This window comes from Sphingobacterium hotanense, assembly GCF_008274825.1.
Lineage (GTDB): Bacteria > Bacteroidota > Bacteroidia > Sphingobacteriales > Sphingobacteriaceae > Sphingobacterium > Sphingobacterium hotanense.
Window position 1 is genome coordinate 4,367,269 of the sequence record NZ_CP030848.1, and the last position, 22,517, is coordinate 4,389,785.

Genomic DNA, 22,517 nt, shown 5'->3' on the forward strand with positions numbered 1-22,517 from the left:
CATTAACTTAACATTAAGTCCATATTTTTGCGCTACTAAAATTAAAAGTATATGTCTTTGAACAGCATTTTTCAGTATTTTGTCCCTAAGGACAAAAAATTCTTTCCTTTATTTGAGCAAGCTGGCTCAAATTTAATAGAGATGGCCAAGCTCTTGAAGGAAAGTGTTCATACATCTGATTTACAATTGAGAAAGAACAATTCAAAATTGTTGGAAGATTTGGAACATAAAGGCGACAACCTAACTCACCAAATACACCTAGAACTAGGGAAAAATTTCATCACTCCTTTTGATAGAGAGGATATTCACGCATTAGCCAGCTCATTAGACGATGTTGCTGATTTCATCCACGGTGCTTCAAACCGTATGGAACTGTACAAAGTCATTGAAACTAGCGAACCTATGAAGGAGATCTCTAGTTTAATTCTAGAAGCTACGGAACATGTTGCTAAAGCATTGTACGAGCTTAAAGATCTTAAAAACATTCGTAATATTACGGACTCCTGTGTACGGATTAATAGTGTAGAAAACAAAGCTGATTATATTTTCGATAAAGCGGTTGCAGAATTATTCGAGTTTGAAAAGGATGCGATCAACCTTATTAAATACAAAGAGGTTTTATCTGCCATGGAAGATGCAACGGACAAATGTGAGGATGTTGCGAACGTATTGGAAAGTATATTAGTTAAGAACGCATAATCGCGATTCTTCCAACACATATTATAACATATGGATTCAATTTCAACATTATTGATTGTTGTTGTTGTTTTGGCAATTGCCTTTGATTATATCAATGGATTCCACGATGCCGCCAACTCAATTGCAACAATCGTATCTACGAAAGTATTAACGCCATTTATGGCCGTTTTATGGGCAGCCTTGTTCAACTTCGTAGCATATTTCGTTTTCACTGACCATAAAGTCGCCAACACGATTGCAAAAACGGTCATTGAAGAATACATAACCCTCGAGGTCATCTTTGCGGGGTTAGTCGCCGCAATTTCTTGGAATTTATTTACCTGGTATTATGGTATCCCTTCTAGTTCAAGTCACACATTAATTGGTGGTTTCGCAGGTTCCGGTATGGCATACGCTTTATTTATGGGTACAAATCCGATTGATGCAATTAACATCAATGCGACATTAAAGATTTTATCTTTTATCGTTCTTGCGCCGATCATTGGTATGACCATCGCGATTATCATCACGTTGATTATTATCAACATCTGTAAGAAGTCACGTCCAAGCATTGCTGAAAAATGGTTCAAGATCTTACAGTTGATATCTTCTGCAGGATTAAGTTTCGCACATGGTGGTAATGACGCGCAAAAGGTAATGGGTATTATCGCGACTGCGTTGATCGCAGAGAATGTAATCCCGAACTTTGAGGCGATGCCTGAATGGGTTCCACTAGCATGTTACGTAGCGATTGCAGCAGGTACGATGAGCGGCGGTTGGAAAATCGTTAAGACCATGGGTACTAAAATTACGAAAGTGACGCCTTTAGAGGGTGTAAGTGCGGAGACTGCAGGTGCGATTACTTTGGGTATCACCGAACATTTTGGTATTCCAGCATCGACAACACACACAATTACAGGATCGATTATCGGGGTGGGTGTAGTGAAGCGTGTATCGGCTGTTCGTTGGGGAGTAACCATCAGTTTACTATGGGCTTGGATTTTGACGATACCTGTCAGCGCGGTGCTTGGTGGCCTGACATTAGCTGTTATCCATTATATTCTGTAGCAAATTACCTACAGCACCACCCGTTTTATTGTTAAATAATAAAGATTTAACAAAAAATTTGCGTGCTATATAGTTTATAAGTATTTTTACGCGTCAAAACTGAGGTTTTAAGTGTATAAAATCAGGGTTTTACCAGTTAACATTTTTTGGCATCGTTATTGTTAAGTTTTGTTAAATTGATTTTACAACTAGAAACAATTAAAAATTTTAATAACCTTAAAAAAAAGAGTATGAACTATTCTACAATTAAAAAAACAGCTGTTGCAGCTTCTTTAGTAGCCGCTTTAGGTTTCGCAGAGACTGCACAAGCACAAACCCCAACTGTATTTGGTGGTAGATCACAATACAGAACTTGGTCAATCGGTGTTCAAGGTGGTATCACTACTCCTAACACAATCTTAGGTGGACAAAACGGTTTCGGTCAAAAAGTTGGTTACTTCCAAAATAAAGTTGGTGAGTACTACGGTTTAACTATCCGTAAACAATTCTCTCACTTATTCGGATTAGAATTAGAAGGTAACCGTGGTCGTATCAAAACTTACAACCATGAATTAGCTGCTAACGGTGGTGTTGAAAATTCATTAGGAGCTAAGTCAGCTGAAACTTCAGTAAACTGGGCTGCTAGCTTAAATGGTGTATTCCAATTAGGTACTATCGACTTCATGAGAAGAGAAAACGCTGTTAACTTCTACGCTAAAGTTGGTTTAGGTGTTATGGCTCACAACCCGGTTCAATTCGCTAACAACGACTTCACAGGTAACGAAGTTTACAACAACAAAGGAAATTGGGGTGAAGAAGTTTTCGGAGATCGCGAGGCTACAGGTGACCGTGACAACCGCTTAACAGGATTTATTCCAGTTGGTGTAGGTGTTAAATTTAAATTATCTGAAGTTGTTGCCTTGAACTTAGGTTACACAATGAACTTCACTGACGATAACTTATTATACGGTCCAGTTCGTTACGACGGAAAACAAAAATTCTCTAACGTATACGGTGGTTTAGAGTTCACTCTAGGTTCACGTGATAAAGAAAGCTTAACTTTCACAAACCCAGTTGCTACTTTATATGATGAGTTAAAAGATCCTTCATTACGTAACGAAGTTGAAGCATTGAAACAACGCGTATCTACTTTAGAAGGTACTGTTGATCAATTAAGCAAAGACTCTGATGGTGACGGTGTATCTGATAAATTTGACAAATGTCCAGGAACTCCTGCAGGTACTGTAGTTGACGGTTCAGGATGTCCAATCAAATTCCCAGAAGCACAACAATTAACTGAGACTGGTTCAGGTTACTACGCTCCAATTCAATTCGAATTTGATAGCTCAGTATTGAAAACTGAATCTTACTCAACTTTAGATAAATTAGCTAAAGAATTGCGTGACAACAACGCATCTGTAACTTTAGACGGTTATGCGTCTGCAGAAGGTACTGAAGCTTACAACTTAAATTTATCTAAAGACCGTGCTAATGCAGTAAAACAATACTTAGTTAACGCTGGAGTATCTGCATCAAGCATCACAGCTAACGGTAATGGCGAGTCTAACCCAGTAGCATCAAATGATACTGAAGAAGGTCGTGTTCAAAACCGTCGTGTTGAGATCAAAAAATAATTGTTAATAACAGTTATTAGACGATAAAGAAAGCCGATCCTTTTGGATCGGCTTTTCTATTTTACACACATTTAACAATTATAAGATTACCTTTGCTAGCTAATTAGGTCCAATGTGTGTGGATATGTTGAAAATAATTTAAACCATTGATGTTAAAAAACATTATTTTCATCATAGATTAGTGGTAATTGGTTGAATAATATAAAGAGAGGAGTATAATGGAAGAAGATTTTGAATTTGGATCACCAGAAGAACAAAAGATCTCTGTTGATCGTTATGAAGAAATGCTGCGGAATGAGGACCAATATTTTTTCGACGCAAAAGCATTTGAAAGCATCATCGACTATTATATCACTAAAAATGATCCAATAAAAGCCCTACAGGTAGTAGAATTTGCCGCTGCACAACATCCATTCGAAACGATGTTCTTATTGAAAAAGGCGCAACTTCTTGCCAGTACGATGCAGTTCGAACCGGCATTGGAAGCACTATCAAAGGCAGAATTGTTGGAACCATCAGAATCAGACATCTATTTAATTAGAGGCACGATTCTGTCATCTTTACAAGATCATAGTCTTGCTGAAGAGAATTTTTTTAAAGCGCTAGAATTAAGCGATAGTCCTGATGAGATCTATTATCAAATTGCTGGTTTATACCAAATGCAAGGGTCTTACCAAAAGGCTATTGATTACCTTCAAAAATGTCTAGCATTAAATCATGAAAACCAAGATGCATTATACGAAATCGCATTTTGTTATGATGTCTTAGAGAAACAGGAAGAGAGCGTTGCGTTTTACAACAAGTACATCGACTCAGATCCCTATTCATTTACAGCGTGGTATAACTTGGGAAATGCTTACCACAAGTTAGAGCAATTCGATGCAGCTATCGATGCATACGATTATTCTATTTTGATTAAGGATAATTTCTCATCAGCCTATTTTAATAAAGGGAATGCCCTAGTAAATTTGGATCGATATCATGAAGCAATCGATGTGTACAAGCAAACTTTTGAGTATGAACCTCCTACCGCAGACACTTATTGTGCAATCGGAGAATGCTACGAAAAGCTTGAACGTATGGATGAAGCACGCCAATATTACAAAAAGGCCGTAAAGCTAGATGCGAATCAAAGCGATGCATGGTTTGGAATTGGAGTTACTTTAGATTTTGAAGAGCGATACTTTGAATCTTTGCATTTCTATAAGAAAGCTTTAGAAATCGATGATGAGAATCCTGATTATTGGTTTGCGATCGCAGATGCGCGCTATAAATTAAAGCAGTTTGATGAATCGATAGAGGCTTATTCTAAAGTTGTGGAGTTGAATAGCACTGACATCGAGGCTTGGTTGGATTACTCGTCGCTTTTGTATGAGCAGTCAAAGCTAAATGAAGCCATCGAGGTCATTTCCGAAGCTATTAAATGCAACCCCGATGAAGCATTATTGTATTATCGACTTGTTGCCTATCTATTTGCGGCGGGACAATACAACGAAGCTTTAAATTTTCTAGAGCTAGCCTTAGACAGCAATCCGGATAAACATCATATCTTGTTCGAGTATCTTCCGCAGCTGCAAGGAAATAAAGTAATCTTAGATATCATTAAGAAATTCACTGAAAAATAATGAAGAAACTAGGATTAATAGGATATCCACTCGGACATTCCTTTTCCAAGAAATATTATTTAGAAAAATTCAAGAATGAAAATATACAGGGTATAGATTACGATCTATACCCTATTTCTACTATTGAAGAATTCCCTGAATTATATACTACTGACTCCGCGTTTTATGGTGTCAATGTTACGATTCCCTATAAACAGGCCGTTATACCTTATTTGGATGAGCTCTCTCCAGAAGCAAAGGCAATCGGAGCTGTAAATTGTATTCAGATTATTCAAACGCCAGGTGAAGCGCCTTATTTGATCGGTCATAATACAGACGTTATTGGATTCATGAACTCCTTAGCGCCATTGCTGACTGAAGATCACAAACATGCTTTAATCCTCGGAAATGGAGGGGCAACAAAGGCTGTATGCTATGCATTGGAGAAACTGGGCATCGCTTATCAAATTGTTAGCCGTTCAAAGTCGGAAAAGAATATCACATACGAAGACTTAAACACTGATCTGATTCGGGCTCATAAGCTGATTATTAACTGTTCTCCGGTAGGAACTGCTCCGAATATCGAGCAGTGTCCGGATATTCCCTATGAAGGTATTGGCAATACCCATTTGCTATATGATCTCATTTACAATCCTACCGAAACACTTTTTCTAAAGAAAGGTAGAGAACGTGGGGCCGCAATAAAAAACGGCTTAGAAATGCTCATTCTACAGGCTGAGGAAAACTGGAAAATCTGGAACCGATGAGGTATGTATTTGCCATAATCCTTCTTCTCGCTATCGTCGGATGTCAACAGCAAGATTATAGCCCTAAGCCACGAGGCTTTTTCCGGATTGACTTTCCTACTAAGTCTTATCAGGAAGCACAAACTGGTTGTCCCTTTATCTTAGAAATACCCTCATACTCCCAAATGCTGGATGACCCAAATGAAGACGCCAAAGAATGTTGGAAAAATCTCTATTTCCCACAATTCAACGCGACTTTACATCTCAGTTATTTCCCGATAAATAAATCCACAAGCTTTCAACAACTAACGGAGGATGCGCGAACTTTCGCATTTAAACATACTACAAAAGCGACTGCAATAGACCAATCGCGTATAAGTATCCCAGAACATGAAGTTTATGGGATTCAATATTTAATAGGTGGAAACACAGCATCTAACTATCAATTTTTTGTTTCAGATAGCACAGAGCATTATCTTCGGGGTGCATTATATTTTAACGAAAAACCGCACCTAGACTCCATTCAACCCGTTCTTGAGTTCATCAAGTCTGATATAAAACATTTAATACATAGCGTAAAATGGAAATAATTTCTATTTTTGACCATGTTGCAAATCAAAACCTTTGTATTTAATCCCTACCAGGAGAACACATACCTCATCATTGATGAAAACAAGAATTGTATTATCGTTGATCCAGGTATGCATAATTATATTGAAGAGAAGCAGTTTTCGGATTATATAGCAGAACACAATTTAAAACCTATTTATTTAATCAATACCCATGGCCATATTGACCATGTTTTAGGAAACAAATATGTTGCTGACACTTATGGATTAACCCCTCAATTTCATGAAGGGGAGCTGCCTCTGGTTATACAGGTTCAAAATTATGCTCCACAGATGGGCATTCGTTATGAGCCATCTCCTATTCCGGCGACCTTTCTTACAGAGAATGATACGATTACAATTGGTGACGAGACTATACGCCTAATATTAGCTCCAGGACATTCCCCTGCACATCTTTGCTTGTACAGCGAGAGCAACAACTTCCTAATCGGAGGCGATGTATTGTTTAAAGGAAGTATCGGCCGTACGGACTTACCAGGTGGAAATCACCAACAGCTTCTAAACAGTATCGCTACGAATATCTATACCCTACCAGAAGACACCGTAGTTTATCCTGGCCACGGTCCGACGACGACTATTAAGGAAGAGAAGCAAAGTAATCCATTTATTAGAGGATAAATTCATGAGATTAGCACTATTCTTCGCCAAACGTTATCTGTTTTCTAAAAAATCCGTTAATGCGATTAACATTATCTCGTCGATTAGTGTTATCGGAGTTTTAGTGAGTACAGCGGCGTTGGTTATCGTGCTATCCTTCTACAATGGATTAGAAAAGTTTATCCTCTCACAATATAGTATCTTTTCTCCTGAGCTGCGTATCGAACCGGCAAAGGGCAAAGTATTCTCAACGAAAAGCGAGGCGTTCAAAACCCTACGAACTAACCCGAAAATCAATTCCTATACCGAAGTACTGGAAGACAAAATTCTCGCAGAATATAATCACCAGCAGTTTATCGGTCGTATCAAAGGCATTGAGCCTGAAAGCATCCACAGCCATGCCTCCCAAGACATGCTCTTTGCAGGAAAACTCGATGTTAGAATTGATAGCGCCGATTACGCTATTTTAGGAGCGCAGGTGCAAGCCAATCTGCAAGTGCCACTTCAAGGATATGACAACCTATTAAGCCTCCATATACCTGATAAGCATGCCTCCGCGAGCAGTATTAATCCATTGGATGATATCCGCACTAGAAATATCCCCTCCAGTGCCATATTGAAGTTCCAACCAGGTTTCGATGATCTTATTTTAGTGCCCATTGACTTTGCAAAGGATCTCTTGAACGAATACGAACATATTTCTGCCATAGAACTCTATGGTGCGAACGATAATTCAACAGCCTTACAAAAGGAAATCCAGGAATTAGTGGGTTCAGACTATATTGTAAAAAATCGTGAGCAGCAAAATCCAACGCTCTATAAAACTGTTCGTTCTGAAAAATGGATCGTCTTTTTTATCGTGACGATTATAGGGATAATCGCTATTTTCAATATCATTGGGTCACTAACGATGTTGGTTATCGATAAGAAGCAGGATATGGTGGTATTGAACAGCCTAGGAGCCAACAAAAGTCTTATACAGAATATCTTCTTTTATCAGGGTGTATTGATTGCTCTTATCGGGAGTATAGTGGGCGGTGCATTAGGTTTGGGATTCTGCGTATTGCAGGAAAAGTACGGCTTTGTACAAACGAACGAAGGATCCTTATTCGATGCCTACCCCGTAGATATACGCTATTCTGACATCTTGATCATCTTCCTAACGGTCCTATTAGTTTCCATCATAGTTTCCTATGTGGCATCAAAATTAAGTATCAAAGGATTTAAGAAAGTTGAGGAATTAGACTCAAATTAGTATTTCAGGCGCTCGCGACTAAAGTCTCCCCTTTTAATTTGATTGATTAGCTGACCCCAAGCAAATGGGTTCAACAATGGATTAGCAAAATTCTGATTGATTGCTTTATTAGACATATTGATATGTCGCTGGAAGTTATTAAAAGCCTGGATCTCTTCAGCGCTTCTAGGCACTACTTTCGATAATGCAGCTAATGCCTGCGGAGAAAGATTCCGCTGTGCCGAAAGAATATCATCATTTCCAACATTCATCGCTAGAAACTCTCTATTAAACTCCTCAATACTCGCCCAAGGCAGCGGTCTACCAATCGTTACGACCGGCAATTCCTTCACCAATGGGGTCATCTCGATATTTAATGTGTATTTGTCGCTAGCAACTTGCGGAATGGTAATCTTTATATTGGCATATCCAATGGAAGAGAGTTCGATCTCATCGCCAACATGGGCTACAAAAGTAAAATACCCCTCATGGTTCGCCGTGAAGGTTTCATTTGCATAAGAAGTATTACGTAATGTTACGTATGGAACTGCGACGTCGGTATTGGCGGCAGTAATAATTCCTGAAAATTGTACAATACGTTTCTGCTGCGCAAAAGTCGACAGACTAACACACAGAAGAATACATATGCTTAAAATTTTCAGATATACTTTCATTTACTCACAAAACTAACGAAAATGAGAAAAAGACGCTGTTAAATTGTGTTAACTGCTTCTATCATTTTAATTACAATTGGTTTGGAGTAATGGCGTTTGGATCATTAATGTCTGTTAGGTTGATAGCCTCCACAGATACGATTTCAGGAACAGCCTTCTTTATAGCTTGTTCTAACCCTGCTTTAAAGGTCATGATGCTCATGGAACAGTTTGCGCAAGTTCCAAGAAGCTTCAACTTCACTACATTGTCTGGTGTAATTTCCTCTATAGAAACGTTTCCTCCATCAGTTTCCAAATACGGTCTGATTGAATCCAAAGCCTGCTCTACTCTCTCTAATAAGGTCATTTTTAAATAGCTAATAAAATTTATTAGTAAATATAGGTATTTTTTCCACAAAAGACCGGTGAAGCACGAGATTTCAACATTTAACTGACTTAAGCATATTCTTAGTTAAAGATTGTTAAAACCGTGAAAACAAAGCATCTTCTACACCGAATTCGAGTATTTTAGCGCGGAAATATAATTGAAAATTAGTTTTAATTGACGTATCTTTGTGGGATGTTTTTAAAGAATCATGTATTTAGCCTAATTGTCGGTGCTTCTTTATTATTTGTTTTTGGTAGTTGCAAAAGCAAGTTCGAGAAATTACGCGCCAGCAATAATATACAAATGAAGTATCAGGAAGCTATCAAATACTACGAAAATGAGAAGTATTCAAAAGCGCTGACTTTATTTGAAGACCTGTTAACTCGTTATCGAGGTACTTCTGATGCAGAAGACCTTGCTTACTATACTGCCTATGCAAGTTATCGACTAAAGGATTATATCTCCGCTCGATACCACTTCAAACAGTTTGCATTAAATTATCCGAATAGTCAGCGTGCCGAAGAATGTCGATTCATGTCGGCTTATTGTTTCTACCTCGACTCGCCTAGATCGAATTTAGATCAAGAGAACACACGTAAGGCAATCGAAGAGTTACAATTATTCGTGAATCTTTATCCAGAGTCAGAGCGAGCAAAAGAGGCTTCGGATCTTATCCAGAATCTGCGCGACAAACTCGAGAAAAAAGCATTCGACAATGCCAAGTTATATTACAATATGGGGCTTCCTGATGATTACCGCGCTGCTGTAATCGCCTTGGAGAACGTATTGAGACAATATCCAGATACAAAACATGCAGAAGACGTAGAATATCTTCTAATCAAGTCGCAGTATCTATTTGCCGACAACAGCTATCCGCATCGCCAGGAAGAACGTTTCAACCAAATGTTGGACTATTATGAAACATTTGCAGAGCACTTCCCGGAGAGTAAGTATGGCAACGAGCTTAAAGGTTTAAGATCTAGTGCAGAACGTAAGATAGCCATTGCTATTAAGCGCGTTGAAGCAGATAAAAAGCTAAGAAAACAACAAGAGGAAGAGTTAGGTATTTCTACATCTACAACTGGAGAAACCGAATCTGAAGAAAGTAAAGCAAACAATTAATCATCTTTGTACATAATATCATTTTAAATATGAGCCAAAATAAAAATTCAGTTCCAAATAGTACGGTAACACGCGATTTAAGAGATTTGGATAAAGGTACTGACAACCTATACGAGTCAATCGTGGTAATCAGCAAGCGTGCAAATCAAATTGCGGTTGATATTAAAGAAGAATTGAACCAAAAGCTATCAGAATTTGCTAGCAGCAATGACAATTTGGAGGAAGTATTTGAAAACCGTGAGCAAATTGAAATCTCAAAACACTACGAGCGTATGCCTAAGCCTACACTGGTAGCAATTGATGAATTCTTACACGATAAAGTATACTTTAGAAACCCTTCTAAAGAGCAAGAATAGGTTTATCTCATGTCCTTGCAAGGAAAACATATTGTAATTGGTGTAAGCGGCAGTATTGCCGCTTACAAGATTGCAACTTTAGTACGATTGCTTCGCAAGGCAAACGCTTCTGTACAAGTCATGATGACCGAAGAAGCGACCTCATTTATTACTCCGCTCACGCTTTCCACTTTATCCAATAACCCCGTTTTGGTCGACTATTACGACGAAAACAGCGGGGAATGGAATAACCATGTCCATATTGCCGAGTCGGCAGACCTGATCTTAATCGCCCCAGCTTCGGCGAATACTTTATCTAAGTGTGCCCTAGGGTTATGCGATAATATTCTCCTTGCCACCTACTTATCAGCTAAGGGTCCTGTATATTTCGCACCTGCGATGGATCTTGATATGTGGAAGCATCCTGCTGTTCAGCAAAATATTTCACTTTTGAAACAATATGGTCATCTGATTATTCCTCCAGGAAATGGAGAACTGGCGAGTGGGCTAATTGGAGAAGGACGTTTAGCTGAACCGGAAGACATCTTACTTTTTATCCAGCAAAATCTTGAACTGCCTAAACCGCTATCCGGGAAGAAAGCATTAGTATCTGCCGGTCCTACTTATGAAGCCATAGATCCGGTACGATTTATCGGAAATCATTCTAGTGGTAAGATGGGTTATGCGATTGCTAAAAGACTACAGGAGCTAGGTGCCGAAGTTACATTAGTAAGTGGACCTACGGCTTTATCTACGCCTCAGGGAGTACAACGAGTGGATGTCACCTCTGCGAAACAAATGCTAGACGCTTGCGAGCGCTATTTTCCTGCGGCGGATATTACAGTAATGAGTGCAGCCGTGGCCGACTACACGCCTGAAGAAGTAGCCACGCAAAAAATCAAGAAGAAAGAGGATCACTTCTCTATTCCATTGACAAAAACGACCGATATTCTTGCCACACTTGGCGGTTCTAAGAAAGAGAATCAACTACTGATCGGATTTGCACTCGAAACTAATAATGAAATCGAGCATGCGAAAGATAAGCTACAGCGTAAAAATCTAGACTTTATTGTATTAAATTCTATGCAAGATAAGGGTGCTGGTTTTGCCCACGACACCAATAAAGTAACAGTAATAAGCCGTAATGGCGATATCGAAAGTTTCGAACTGAAATCCAAGGATGAAGTTGCAACAGATATCTGCAACCTAGTCATCCGAGAGCTCAAATAGGCCCTTCGCCTATAAATTGGCTATCCGAACTTCCTTTGGATAGTAGTTATTCACCCTATTTCCTAAGACTTTGATCCAACCAATCGGTAAGTTCTTATACTTTACTATGCACCAGCCTTTCTTCACCCCCTCAAAAAGCTCCTGAGGCATCGCTTCTTTTCTCAGATAGTCCTGTGCTAAATCTAAAGTAAGATCGATAGAATTTATCGCCTCATCAAGATGTATGCTCAAGGCTAAATCATGATTAGGTACCAACTCTTTTCCCAACCATTTCCCTACCGCTGTGCCGGCATTCTTTAAATAAAGAACTTGCTGGAAAGCTTTGATGGCTAATTCATGTTCCTTAGCAAATATATGGATCGTATCATGATGAACTAGTGTTGCGAAGCCCGCATAATCTTTTACCCAGCCCTTTAACGCATCTTTTGGTAGAGGTGACTTCTCCACTTTCAATTTCTTGAGGGAAAATGAAGGCTGAACTCGCTTCATGCGCAGCACAGCAACAAAAAAACCCTCTCCTTTCACGCGATGTGGGTAAAACCGAAAGCCTGTAGCTTGATGCTTCGGTGAGTTGGACTTTACGATTCCCCATTCCTCTTTCAATTCCACGTCTACCGTTTCCATTTCAAATTCATCCATCAGCCAATCGAGAATATGTTCATTTTCCTCTTCCGAATAGGAACAAGTAGAATAAATCAGATAGCCATTGGTTTTAAGCGCTGTCAGCACTTCAGATAGAATGCGCTGCTGACGCTCGCTACATAGCTTGACATTCGCTTCAGACCATTCATCAATAGCATCCTCGTCTTTTCTGAACATGCCAGAACCCGAACAAGGCGCGTCCACAAGCAAGAGATCAAAAAAGCCAGGCAAACGTCTAAATGCTGCAGGATCATTATTACTAACAACAACATTTGAAGCTCCCCAGCGCGTTAAATTTTCCTGCAGTATAATTGATCGGCTTTTTATGATTTCGTTCGATAGGAGCAAGCTATCTGGGTGCAAATAAGAATTGAGCAAGGTGGACTTCCCTCCGGGGGCCGCACAGACATCCGCAGCAAACAGGGCATCCTTATCTAAACCCAAAGTTTGAATAAAATGTGCAATAAACATCGAAGAAGCTTCCTGCACATAATATGCGCCGGCATGGAAGAGCGGATCTAAAGTGAACTGTGGCCTATTCGCCAAATAATATCCTCTATCACACCATTTGACCTGCTCAGAAAGATAAAAATCCAATTCAGTAGGTTTGAATGGATTTAATCGGATGGAAGTTATTTGGTTTCCATCTTCGTGGGCAGCAATAAAAGCGTCTTTGTCAAAGGTCGGATTGACCCCAAGTCGTTGTATCAGTGAATTTGGGAGGAAATTACTCATGCTTTGCTAATAAATCTGCGTAAATTTACGGAAATTGTCTTTTTTCAAAACAACAATGAAAGATTTTAAGAAATATTATATTATCCCGGCTAGCCCTGAGGAGATCTATCGTGCCTTGACGACCGAAATAACCATACGATTATGGACCGGAGACCTTGTCACAATCGATCCAACAGTAGGCGGAGAATTCTCTTTATGGGACGGCGCTATCGAAGGAAAGTTCATCGCTTTAGAACCATCCAGTAAAATCGTACAGCAATGGTATTTTGGAGAACAGGAGGAGCCATCCATAGTGACCCTAAAACTACATGAGCATAAAAAAGGCACTTCCTTCGAAGTCAACCATGTCAACATCCCTGACGAAGCTTATGATGATATTGTAGCCGGATGGACAGAAACCTATGTGGAATCCCTTCTGGAGTTCTACGAAGATGAGGAAGAGTCAAATTAGATATTAGACTGTTAGATATTAGACATTAGATATTAGAGCTGGGCGCCGATAAGGCGCCCTTTTTTGCGCCCTGTTTTTACTTGGAAGGGAAGGATCAATAAGGCAAAGATGATGTTTAGATGTCTTGAACTAGGAAAGGAAGGATTAAAAGATGAACATGGTCCCACCAATCCTTAAATCCTTCCTTTCTTGGTTCAGATAGCTCTAATGTCTATTGCTTAAAATCTAGACCAACAAAAAAGCCCGTCATCTTTCGATAACGAGCTTTTCGTATAAAAATAGGCGCCGACCTACTCTCCCACCTGTTACGGCAATACCATCGGCTCTGGCGGGCTTAACTTCTCTGTTCGGAATGGGAAGAGGTGGACACCGCCGATATAGGCACCTGAATATCTTTTTGTTGACCCTGCACTTGGCAAGTACCAACATTGACATGTTATTGGAAGAAAAGATTCAAAAAGAGAGAGGACAACAGACTATCTGCATTGGAAAGCTTCGGGCTATTAGTATCACTTGGCTTTGGTCTCTCAACCTTTACACCTATGACCTATCAACGTCGTCATCTACAACGACCCTATAAGGAAGTCTCATCTCGTGGCTAGTTTCGCACTTAGATGCTTTCAGCGCTTATCTATCCCGGACGTAGCTACCCTGCCGTACACCTGGCGGCATAACAGGTTCACCAGCGGTCCGTCCAACCCGGTCCTCTCGTACTAAGGTCAGATCCACTCAAACTTCCAACGCCCACAACAGATAGGGACCGAACTGTCTCGCGACGTTCTGAACCCAGCTCGCGTGCCACTTTAATGGGCGAACAGCCCAACCCTTGGGACCTTCTCCAGCCCCAGGATGTGACGAGCCGACATCGAGGTGCCAAACCTCCCCGTCGATATGAGCTCTTGGGGGAGATCAGCCTGTTATCCCCAGAGTACCTTTTATCCTTTGAGCGATGGCCCTTCCATACAGAACCACCGGATCACTATGTCCGTCTTTCGACCCTGGTCGACTTGTAGGTCTCACAGTCAAGCAAGCTTATGCCATTGCACTCCTCGTACGGTTACCAAGCGTACTGAGCTTACCTTTGAAAGCCTCCGTTACCTTTTTGGAGGCGACCACCCCAGTCAAACTACCCACCAAACAATGTCCTCGGCACAGCCGAGTTAGAAACCGAATACAGAAAGGGCGGTATTTCAAGGTTGTATCCACGATTCCTGGCGAAACCGCTTCACATACTCCCGCCTATCCTACACATCCTGTACCCAATTTCAATGTTAAGCTATAGTGAAGGTTCATGGGGTCTTTCCGTCCCGTTGCGGGTAACCGGCGTCTTCACCGATACCACAATTTCACCGAGCTCATGGCTGAGACAGCGCCCAGATCGTTACACCATTCGTGCAGGTCGGAACTTACCCGACAAGGAATTTCGCTACCTTAGGACCGTTATAGTTACGGCCGCCGTTTACTGGGGCTTCGATTCAATGCTTCTCCTTGCGGATGACATCCCCTCTTAACCTTCCAGCACCGGGCAGGTGTCAGGCCTTATACTTCATCTTTCGATTTCGCAAAGCCATATGTTTTTGCTAAACAGTCGCCTGGGCCTTTTCACTGCGGCTTCTCCATCACTGGAGGAAGCGCCCCTTCTCCCGAAGTTACAGGGCCATTTTGCCGAGTTCCTTAGCCATGATTCACTCGAGCACCTTAGGATTCTCTCCTCGACCACCTGTGTCGGTTTGCGGTACGGGTGTTGATGACCTGAAGCTTAGCGGGTTTTCTTGGAAGTCTGCTTACCTGCACTATCAGCGCCCCCGAGGGTTTGCTGTACTATCAGATTTCAGCTAGACCGGCGGATTTGCCTACCGGTCCAATACCTACGTCCTTCAACGAACTATTCCGTCAGTTCGCGGCAGTGTCACTACTCCGTCACCACATCGCAGTCATCAACAGTACGGGAATATTAACCCGTTGTCCATCGGCGTTCTCCTTTCGGATGAGCCTTAGGCCCCGACTAACCCTGATCCGATTAGCGTTGATCAGGAAACCTGGGTCTTTCGGTGGGCGGGTTTCTCACCCGCCTTATCGTTACTTATGCCTACATTTGCTTTTCTATAAAGTCCACCACAAGTCACCTTGCGGATTCGCCCCCTATAGAATGCTCCCCTACCAGTGCAATAAATTGCAATCCATAGCTTCGGTAGTAATCTTGATGCCCGTTTATTATCCACGCCCGGTCGCTCGACTAGTGAGCTGTTACGCACTCTTTAAATGAATGGCTGCTTCCAAGCCAACATCCTAGCTGTCTGGGCAACCGGACCTCGTTAGTTCAACTTAGACTACATTTAGGGACCTTAGCTGATGGTCTGGGTTCTTTCCCTCTCGGCCTTGGACCTTAGCACCCAAAGCCTCACTGCCGGCCATATCTAACAGCATTCGGAGTTCGTCTGGATTTGGTAGGATTTGACTCCCCCGCACCCAATCGGTAGCTCTACCTCTGCTAGACTCAATGCCGACGCTGTTCCTAAAAACATTTCGGGGAGTACGAGCTATTTCCCAGTTTGATTGGCCTTTCACCCCTACCCTCAGGTCATCCGGAAACTTTTCAACGTTTATCGGTTCGGTCCTCCAGTACGTGTTACCGCACCTTCAACCTGCCCAAGGGTAGATCACAAGGTTTCGCGTCTACCTCATCCGACTATGCGCCCTATTCAGACTCGCTTTCGCTTCGGCTCCTTGACTTAATCAATTAACCTTGCCGGACAAGAGTAACTCGTAGGCTCATTATGCAAAAGGCACGCCGTCACGGAATCGCTCCGCTCCGACCGCTTGTAAGCACACGGTTTCAGGTTCTTTTCACTCCTCTGTTCGAGGTTCTTTTCACCTTTCCCTCACGGTACTGGTTCACTATCGGTCTCTCAGGAGTATTTAGCCTTACCAGATGGTGCTGGCAGATTCCCACAGGATTTCTCCGGTCCCGCGGTACTCAGGATACCACTATGCCTGTATTCTTTACCTGTACGGGGCTATCACCCATATCGCGCAGTTTCCCACCTGCTTCCAGTTCATAGCACAGTACAATGTCGTGGTCCTACAACCCCCATATTGCCGTAACAATATAGGTTTGGGCTCTTTCCCGTTCGCTCGCCACTACTTGGGAAATCATTATTATTTTCTCCTCCTACGCTTACTTAGATGTTTCAGTTCGGCGCGTTCGCGTATTATACAATATACCTTCAGTATATTAGGTTGCCCCATTCGGAAATCTGCGGATCGAATCGCATTTGCCAATCCCCGCAGCTTATCGCAGCTTATCACGTCCTTCATCGCCTCTGAGAGCCTAGGCATCCCCCGTGTGCCCTTATTTACTTTCTTCACACTATCACCCCTTTTGCTAAGTGATAGGTTGCTTTCGCTTGTTCTACAAGTAGAAAAAGCTTCTGTTGTCTTCTCTTGTGTCTCTTTTCTTCCAATATGTCAAAGAACTCTTTGTCTTCGCTAGATAATAGATGTCAGATATTAGATCGTAGACCTAGGGCGCCGTAAAGGGCTCTATTGTCTGTTGTCTGATGTCTCACATCTGTCATCTTCGATGACTTGTGGAGAATAACGGATTCGAACCGTTGACCCCCTGCGTGCAAGGCAGGTGCTCTAGCCAGCTGAGCTAATTCCCCATCGTGTGTCTTATGGTAGTCCCGAGCAGATTTGAACTGCTGACCCCTACATTATCAGTGTAGTGCTCTAACCAACTGAGCTACGGGACTAGCTTAAATTCCTCATCTTCTCAAGATACCATGCCAACTTACGCTGGGCAGGTACTTTCTTCTAATGTGTTTCTTGTTTTAACGATCAAATGTTGCGCAGACGAGCCGGAATCAGGCTCTAGAAAGGAGGTATTCCAGCCGCACCTTCCGGTACGGCTACCTTGTTACGACTTAGCCCCAATTACCGGTTTTACCCTAACACGCTCCTTGCGGTTACATGCTTTAGGTACCCCCAGCTTTCATGGCTTGACGGGCGGTGTGTACAAGGCCCGGGAACGTATTCACCGCGTCATTGCTGATACGCGATTACTAGCGAATCCAACTTCACGGGGTCGAGTTGCAGACCCCGATCCGAACTGTGAATGGCTTTTCGAGATTGGCATCATATTGCTATGTAGCTGCCCGCTGTACCATCCATTGTAGCACGTGTGTAGCCCCGGACGTAAGGGCCATGATGACTTGACGTCGTCCCCGCCTTCCTCTCTGCTTGCGCAGGCAGTCTGTTTAGAGTCCCCACCTTAAATGCTGGCAACTAAACATAGGGGTTGCGCTCGTTGCGGGACTTAACCCAACACCTCACGGCACGAGCTGACGACAGCCATGCAGCACCTAGTTTCCTGTCCCGAAGGACGGATGCGTCTCTGCATCCTTCAGTAACTTTCAAGCCCGGGTAAGGTTCCTCGCGTATCATCGAATTAAACCACATGCTCCTCCGCTTGTGCGGGCCCCCGTCAATTCCTTTGAGTTTCACCCTTGCGGGCGTACTCCCCAGGTGGATAACTTAACGCTTTCGCTTGGACGCTTACTGTATATCGCAAACATCGAGTTATCATCGTTTAGGGCGTGGACTACCAGGGTATCTAATCCTGTTCGATCCCCACGCTTTCGTGCATCAGCGTCAATAACGGCTTAGACAGCTGCCTTCGCAATCGGTGTTCTGAGACATATCTATGCATTTCACCGCTACTTGTCTCATTCCGCCGTCTTCAACCGCATTCAAGCACTTCAGTATCAAAGGCACTGCGACAGTTAAGCTGCCGTCTTTCACCCCTGACTTAAAGTGCCGCCTACGCACCCTTTAAACCCAATAAATCCGGATAACGCTCGGATCCTCCGTATTACCGCGGCTGCTGGCACGGAGTTAGCCGATCCTTATTCTTCGAGTACATTCAGCTATCTACACGTAGATAGGTTTATTCCTCGACAAAAGCAGTTTACAACCCATAGGGCAGTCATCCTGCACGCGGCATGGCTGGTTCAGACTTCCGTCCATTGACCAATATTCCTTACTGCTGCCTCCCGTAGGAGTCTGGTCCGTGTCTCAGTACCAGTGTGGGGGATTCTCCTCTCAGAGCCCCTAGACATCGTCGCCTTGGTGAGCCGTTACCTCACCAACTAGCTAATGTCACGCGAGCCCATCCATATCCTATAAATATTTAACTACTTGATGATGCCATCTCGTAGTCTTATGCGGTGTTAATCCGAATTTCTTCGGGCTATCCCCCTGATATGGGTAGGTTGCTCACGCGTTACGCACCCGTGCGCCACTCTCACCATCTGTTAGCAAGCTAACAAATGGATCCCGTTCGACTTGCATGTATTAGGCCTGCCGCTAGCGTTCATCCTGAGCCAGGATCAAACTCTCCATTGTAAAATGAAGTGTAAGATCAAGACTATTTATAATAAATAGAATTGTCTTTATTTAAATATCTGTTTCCCTGGTTCCGATCTGGTTGAATTGATTTCTAAAAATCTTCTTGTTCAACTTTCGACTTGCGTCTACTCGCTGCGCTACATGATCATTATTTCTTAAAGAACTTTTCGCTTCCGCATCTCGCTTCCGCTTTTCTTATGTTGTGCGCCTTGTTTCCGTGGCGCTCAAACTTTCAGTTTTATCAGCTTCGAGCCTTGCGCTCTCAGCCGTTCCCCGTAGTTGGGACTGCAAAGGTAGAAGGTTTTTTTTTAATTCCCAAAATTTATTTTAAAATATTTTTTGAGGCTTTTTTTTGAGGTGGATTATGTGTGCTTTTCAGCCCTGCAGATCCTACTCTTTCCTTCCCGATGTCATGGCCGTTTCGGCCGTCCCTCCCTTGCGGAGTGGTGCAAAGATAGGGACAAATTGACCATACTTCCAAGACCCCTGAGCGAATATTTTTAGCGGAATAGCGTAACTCGCTAGCAATGTGAGCAATAATTTATCGAGAAATAGGTCGGAAGGGGCGGTTCTGGGGGTTTGTGGAGGGAAATTGAGGCTTTGAAGGGGACCGGAAGGGGCATGCGATGGATAAAAGCTTTTGCAGGAACCCAGCTCTCCCCTATCAGAGCCCTTGCCGAGCGGGCTTGATTGGGTTCTGTATGGGGTCTGTATTGGGAGAGCAAGGGGTCTGAGCCGTCGGAACTGTGCGGCGGGGATTGGGGAGCTGTCTTTGAAACTTTGTTTTAGAAAGGGGATGCGCTAATGCCTTTATGAGGTGTTTCGTCTGAACCAGAAAAGGAAGGATGAACAGGATCAGGCAGGGCGGTGGATAAGGGGATCGATTATATATCTTTTAGGAAACGTACGCCCAATCCTGACAATCCTTAAATCCTTCCTTTCCTGGTTCAAAGACAAAGCCCTTTCCTACTTGAAAACAAACACCCCTCCCTTTTGCATTTCAACACACTACTAAACACTCCCCCGCCTATTTTCAAAAAAAATGTTAAAATATTTTGGATTTACGAAAACCTTCGTACATTTGATTACGAAATGATTCGTAGATGTAACCAAAAGAGATATGAAACCGACAGATAGCGAAATGGAAATCTTACAAGTGCTTTGGAACAAGGGACAATCTAGTGTTCGTGAAGTATTTGAAAGTTTAGATAAGAAAGACGTTGGCTATACCACCATCTTAAAACTAATGCAAATTATGCATGATAAGGGCATGGTGGATAGAGATACTTCCTCAAAAACCCATTTATATACAGCGAAGATCAATAAAGAAGATACGCAAAATCAATTCCTTGATAAAATGATCGATACAGTGTACAATGGGTCGACGGCGCGTTTAGTGATGCAGGCTTTGGGAAATGAGCGCACCAGCAAAAAGGAGATCGATGAGATAAAAGCATTTTTAAAAAATCTTGAAAACAATTAACCATGGAAGCCTTAATCTATCAAATTACAACAGCGATCAGTTGGAGCATGCTCCACTCGCTATGGCTGGGAGCAATCCTTTATATAATGATATGCTTGACCATGATGGTCTTTCCGAAAATGCATGCGCGCGGGAAACATAACCTCGCCTTCCTCTTTCAGATTTTATTGACGGTGGGTTTTGCATGTAGCTTCATGTATTATTATCAAATTCCGTTTGAGCAAACGGACAGCCTACCGATAAACGTAGAAAACATGGCGAGTCATATCGGCTATATTTCGGAGAATCATTTTCAGCTGGAAAGCCTTTTCCCCTATCTCTTTTCTATCTATATTATAGGGATCCTCTTGCAGACCGCCCTCCTATTTAACAGCTTTCTCAAACTGCGCCGTCTTAAATACAAGAGTCTGCACGGTAGCCCACTAGCATGGCAGGCAAAATTTGAACGTGCGAAGGCCCTCTTGAATATTAAAGGATATGTTCCTTTATTCTTGTCGGAGCGTATTTCCGTTCCTATAACCATAGGCTTTTTCAAACCGGTCGTCTTATTTCCGTTCGCCTTTGCAAATATGATGGCGCTTGAGCAGGTAGAATCTATTCTACTGCACGAGCTCGCACATATCAAGCGTAAGGATTACTTATTGAATCTGATCAAGGTGACTATCGAAACCATCTTATTTTTTAATCCTTTTGTTTGGGCATTATCCAAAATTATGGAGCGCGAACGCGAGCATGCCTGCGACGATATGGTACTTGAGCATGTAGAAAAGCCGATAACTTATGCACATGCTTTGGTTGAATTAGAAACCCTGCGCCAAGGAAATAGCCATCCATTGAGCATGGCAGCCACAGGAAGAAATAGTTTATTCAAAAGAATTAAAAGAATCACCAAAATGGAAACAAATTACATCAGTGTAAAACAGCAGCTTATAGCGTTGTTAATTAGTTCTGTCGCGCTAATCACCGTTGCCTGGTTAGTTCCAAACAACGAAGCTAAAGCAGAAGAGGCCGAAGAAGTGCAATTGTTGGAAATTCCAAAAGCATTGGCTGCTCTGCCTGCACTAGAACCACAGCAGGATACGACAAAAAAGAAAAAAAACAACCGCACCGTTATCACATCACACGGCACGCACGATTCGATTAAACTACCGGCGGAAGTTCAGGCACATCTGGATGCATTAAACGCAGAATCGGCCTCTGTGAGCGAGTACTTCAAATCACCGGAATGGAAAAAACAGATGGAATCCATCCAATCCCAATCCAAGTCGATCAATGAATATTTCAATTCGCCAGAGTGGAAGCAGAAGGTTGCCGATTTGAATGCGAATGTAAAACGGCAGTTTGATTCTCCGGAATGGAAAGCAAAGGTGAAGAAGATGGCAGAATCGGGGGCCGATATGTCTAAATACTACGAATCGAAAGAATGGAAAGGGATAATGAAGTCTATCGAGGAACAGAGCAAAGAAATAGAGCAGTATTTTGATTCGCCGGAATGGCATGAAAAGATTGCCAAATTAGAGAAGGATGCTTCCAAGGTGGATCAGTATTTCAACTCGCCGGCATGGAAGGAGAAAATGAAAAAGATCGAAGACCATGGTAAGGAAATTGAGAAATACTTTGACTCGCCGGAGTGGAAAGCGAAAGTAAAGGCCGAAGAGGAATTGCGCAACAGTTCAGAATACAAAGAAATCGAGAAGAAATATAAAGAAGACCTGGATGCCTTGCGTAAGGAAAAAAATCCGGGAAAGAATTAGCCCATCCTCATCCGAGGATACCCAATCAACTATCGTTGTTTAGTTTGTTTAGTAAGGAGCCCTCTCAAGGCTCCTTTATTTGTTTAGGGATATCTCTATAAAGCAAAGACAATTCCTTAGTTAGGGGTTTAATAATTTTTGTATCA

At 42.3% G+C, this 22,517-nt stretch carries 17 protein-coding genes, 2 tRNA genes and 3 rRNA genes; 14 read left to right on the forward strand and 8 right to left on the reverse strand.

Features of this window, described 5'->3' with window-relative positions:
• Positions 1–51: 51 nt before the first annotated feature.
• The 8 genes from DSM08_RS18400 (at position 52) to DSM08_RS18435 (ending at position 8,190) form a co-directional block, all read left to right on the forward strand.
• Positions 52–699 (forward strand): DUF47 domain-containing protein, encoded by a 648-nt coding sequence (locus DSM08_RS18400; protein WP_149527506.1) that lies wholly within the window; start codon positions 52–54, stop codon positions 697–699.
• A 30-nt stretch (positions 700–729) separates the two neighbouring features.
• Positions 730–1,746, forward strand: coding sequence for an inorganic phosphate transporter (locus DSM08_RS18405; RefSeq protein ID WP_149527507.1), 1,017 nt, complete (start codon positions 730–732; stop codon positions 1,744–1,746).
• Positions 1,747–1,976: 230 nt separating this feature from the next.
• Complete coding sequence (locus DSM08_RS18410; protein WP_149527789.1) at positions 1,977–3,359, forward strand: OmpA family protein; 1,383 nt, start codon at positions 1,977–1,979, stop codon at positions 3,357–3,359.
• Positions 3,360–3,577: 218 nt separating this feature from the next.
• Complete coding sequence (locus DSM08_RS18415; RefSeq protein WP_149527508.1) at positions 3,578–4,984, forward strand: tetratricopeptide repeat protein; 1,407 nt, start codon at positions 3,578–3,580, stop codon at positions 4,982–4,984.
• The gene (locus DSM08_RS18420) at positions 4,984–5,730 is read left to right on the forward strand and encodes a shikimate dehydrogenase family protein (RefSeq protein WP_149527509.1); all 747 of its coding nucleotides are present in this window, start codon (positions 4,984–4,986) and stop codon (positions 5,728–5,730) included. The genes DSM08_RS18415 and DSM08_RS18420 overlap by 1 nt, the downstream gene beginning before the upstream one ends.
• Positions 5,727–6,299 (forward strand): gliding motility lipoprotein GldD, encoded by a 573-nt coding sequence (gene gldD / locus DSM08_RS18425; RefSeq protein ID WP_149527510.1) that lies wholly within the window; start codon positions 5,727–5,729, stop codon positions 6,297–6,299. The genes DSM08_RS18420 and gldD overlap by 4 nt, the downstream gene beginning before the upstream one ends.
• A 15-nt stretch (positions 6,300–6,314) precedes the next feature.
• Positions 6,315–6,956: an MBL fold metallo-hydrolase gene (locus DSM08_RS18430; protein WP_149527511.1), complete on the forward strand. Its 642-nt coding sequence runs from the start codon at positions 6,315–6,317 to the stop codon at positions 6,954–6,956.
• Positions 6,957–6,960: 4 nt separating this feature from the next.
• The gene (locus tag DSM08_RS18435; RefSeq protein ID WP_149527512.1) at positions 6,961–8,190 is read left to right on the forward strand and encodes an FtsX-like permease family protein; all 1,230 of its coding nucleotides are present in this window, start codon (positions 6,961–6,963) and stop codon (positions 8,188–8,190) included.
• Here DSM08_RS18435 and DSM08_RS18440 read toward each other — a convergent pair.
• Together DSM08_RS18440 and DSM08_RS18445 are read right to left on the reverse strand one after the other, a co-directional pair.
• Positions 8,187–8,843 (reverse strand): carboxypeptidase-like regulatory domain-containing protein, encoded by a 657-nt coding sequence (locus DSM08_RS18440; protein ID WP_149527513.1) that lies wholly within the window; start codon positions 8,841–8,843, stop codon positions 8,187–8,189. The genes DSM08_RS18435 and DSM08_RS18440 overlap by 4 nt on opposite strands.
• 70 nt (positions 8,844–8,913) lie before the next feature.
• Entirely contained in the window at positions 8,914–9,189 is a 276-nt protein-coding gene (locus tag DSM08_RS18445; protein ID WP_149527514.1) for a NifU family protein, read from the reverse strand.
• A 213-nt stretch (positions 9,190–9,402) separates the two neighbouring features.
• Between DSM08_RS18445 and DSM08_RS18450 the strand changes: the two genes are divergently transcribed.
• From DSM08_RS18450 to coaBC, 3 genes are read left to right on the forward strand one after another with little or no spacing between them, the layout of a single operon-like run.
• Positions 9,403–10,332 carry an outer membrane protein assembly factor BamD gene (locus DSM08_RS18450; RefSeq protein ID WP_149527515.1) on the forward strand — a complete coding sequence of 310 codons (930 nt, stop codon included), beginning with the start codon at positions 9,403–9,405 and terminating at the stop codon, positions 10,330–10,332.
• A 29-nt stretch (positions 10,333–10,361) separates the two neighbouring features.
• Positions 10,362–10,688, forward strand: coding sequence for a DNA-directed RNA polymerase subunit omega (locus tag DSM08_RS18455; RefSeq protein WP_149527516.1), 327 nt, complete (start codon positions 10,362–10,364; stop codon positions 10,686–10,688).
• A 9-nt stretch (positions 10,689–10,697) separates the two neighbouring features.
• Positions 10,698–11,897, forward strand: a complete 1,200-nt coding sequence (gene coaBC, locus DSM08_RS18460) for a bifunctional phosphopantothenoylcysteine decarboxylase/phosphopantothenate--cysteine ligase CoaBC (RefSeq protein ID WP_149527517.1) — start codon at positions 10,698–10,700, stop codon at positions 11,895–11,897.
• 9 nt (positions 11,898–11,906) lie between these two features.
• Here coaBC and DSM08_RS18465 read toward each other — a convergent pair whose 3' ends face one another.
• Complete coding sequence (locus tag DSM08_RS18465; RefSeq protein ID WP_149527518.1) at positions 11,907–13,274, reverse strand: methyltransferase RsmF C-terminal domain-like protein; 1,368 nt, start codon at positions 13,272–13,274, stop codon at positions 11,907–11,909.
• A 55-nt stretch (positions 13,275–13,329) separates the two neighbouring features.
• Between DSM08_RS18465 and DSM08_RS18470 the strand changes: the two genes are divergently transcribed.
• Complete coding sequence (locus tag DSM08_RS18470) at positions 13,330–13,725, forward strand: SRPBCC domain-containing protein (protein WP_149527519.1); 396 nt, start codon at positions 13,330–13,332, stop codon at positions 13,723–13,725.
• A 277-nt stretch (positions 13,726–14,002) separates the two neighbouring features.
• Here the strand turns inward: DSM08_RS18470 and rrf are convergent.
• The 5 genes from rrf to DSM08_RS18495 form a co-directional block, all read right to left on the reverse strand.
• A 5S ribosomal RNA gene (gene rrf / locus DSM08_RS18475) occupies positions 14,003–14,114 on the reverse strand.
• 95 nt (positions 14,115–14,209) lie between these two features.
• Positions 14,210–17,091, reverse strand: a 23S ribosomal RNA gene (locus DSM08_RS18480).
• A gap of 225 nt (positions 17,092–17,316) precedes the next feature.
• Positions 17,317–17,390: transfer RNA gene (locus DSM08_RS18485), tRNA-Ala, on the reverse strand.
• 13 nt (positions 17,391–17,403) lie between these two features.
• Positions 17,404–17,480 (reverse strand) — tRNA-Ile (locus DSM08_RS18490).
• 122 nt (positions 17,481–17,602) lie between these two features.
• Positions 17,603–19,131: ribosomal RNA gene (locus DSM08_RS18495) — 16S ribosomal RNA — on the reverse strand.
• Together the 16S, 23S and 5S rRNA genes with 2 tRNA genes alongside form the textbook arrangement of a ribosomal RNA operon.
• A gap of 1,123 nt (positions 19,132–20,254) precedes the next feature.
• Between DSM08_RS18495 and DSM08_RS18500 the strand changes: the two genes are divergently transcribed.
• Positions 20,255–20,617, forward strand: a complete 363-nt coding sequence (locus tag DSM08_RS18500) for a BlaI/MecI/CopY family transcriptional regulator (RefSeq protein WP_149527520.1) — start codon at positions 20,255–20,257, stop codon at positions 20,615–20,617.
• Positions 20,618–20,619: 2 nt separating this feature from the next.
• The gene (locus tag DSM08_RS18505; RefSeq protein ID WP_149527521.1) at positions 20,620–22,371 is read left to right on the forward strand and encodes a M56 family metallopeptidase; all 1,752 of its coding nucleotides are present in this window, start codon (positions 20,620–20,622) and stop codon (positions 22,369–22,371) included.
• The last annotated feature ends 146 nt before the right edge of the window (positions 22,372–22,517 follow it).

What these genes read in the sequence shown, in the direction of transcription:
- DSM08_RS18400 (WP_149527506.1), top strand. Translation starts at nt 52, where the DNA reads ATGTCTTTGAACAGCATTTTTCAGTATTTTGTCCCTAAGGACAAAAAA.
- DSM08_RS18405 (WP_149527507.1), top strand. Translation starts at nt 730, where the DNA reads ATGGATTCAATTTCAACATTATTGATTGTTGTTGTTGTTTTGGCAATT.
- DSM08_RS18410 (WP_149527789.1), top strand. Translation starts at nt 1,977, where the DNA reads ATGAACTATTCTACAATTAAAAAAACAGCTGTTGCAGCTTCTTTAGTA.
- DSM08_RS18415 (WP_149527508.1), top strand. Translation starts at nt 3,578, where the DNA reads ATGGAAGAAGATTTTGAATTTGGATCACCAGAAGAACAAAAGATCTCT.
- DSM08_RS18420 (WP_149527509.1), top strand. Translation starts at nt 4,984, where the DNA reads ATGAAGAAACTAGGATTAATAGGATATCCACTCGGACATTCCTTTTCC.
- gldD (WP_149527510.1), top strand. Translation starts at nt 5,727, where the DNA reads ATGAGGTATGTATTTGCCATAATCCTTCTTCTCGCTATCGTCGGATGT.
- DSM08_RS18430 (WP_149527511.1), top strand. Translation starts at nt 6,315, where the DNA reads ATGTTGCAAATCAAAACCTTTGTATTTAATCCCTACCAGGAGAACACA.
- DSM08_RS18435 (WP_149527512.1), top strand. Translation starts at nt 6,961, where the DNA reads ATGAGATTAGCACTATTCTTCGCCAAACGTTATCTGTTTTCTAAAAAA.
- DSM08_RS18440 (WP_149527513.1), bottom strand. Translation starts at nt 8,843, where the DNA reads ATGAAAGTATATCTGAAAATTTTAAGCATATGTATTCTTCTGTGTGTT.
- DSM08_RS18445 (WP_149527514.1), bottom strand. Translation starts at nt 9,189, where the DNA reads ATGACCTTATTAGAGAGAGTAGAGCAGGCTTTGGATTCAATCAGACCG.
- DSM08_RS18450 (WP_149527515.1), top strand. Translation starts at nt 9,403, where the DNA reads ATGTTTTTAAAGAATCATGTATTTAGCCTAATTGTCGGTGCTTCTTTA.
- DSM08_RS18455 (WP_149527516.1), top strand. Translation starts at nt 10,362, where the DNA reads ATGAGCCAAAATAAAAATTCAGTTCCAAATAGTACGGTAACACGCGAT.
- coaBC (WP_149527517.1), top strand. Translation starts at nt 10,698, where the DNA reads ATGTCCTTGCAAGGAAAACATATTGTAATTGGTGTAAGCGGCAGTATT.
- DSM08_RS18465 (WP_149527518.1), bottom strand. Translation starts at nt 13,274, where the DNA reads ATGAGTAATTTCCTCCCAAATTCACTGATACAACGACTTGGGGTCAAT.
- DSM08_RS18470 (WP_149527519.1), top strand. Translation starts at nt 13,330, where the DNA reads ATGAAAGATTTTAAGAAATATTATATTATCCCGGCTAGCCCTGAGGAG.
- DSM08_RS18500 (WP_149527520.1), top strand. Translation starts at nt 20,255, where the DNA reads ATGAAACCGACAGATAGCGAAATGGAAATCTTACAAGTGCTTTGGAAC.
- DSM08_RS18505 (WP_149527521.1), top strand. Translation starts at nt 20,620, where the DNA reads ATGGAAGCCTTAATCTATCAAATTACAACAGCGATCAGTTGGAGCATG.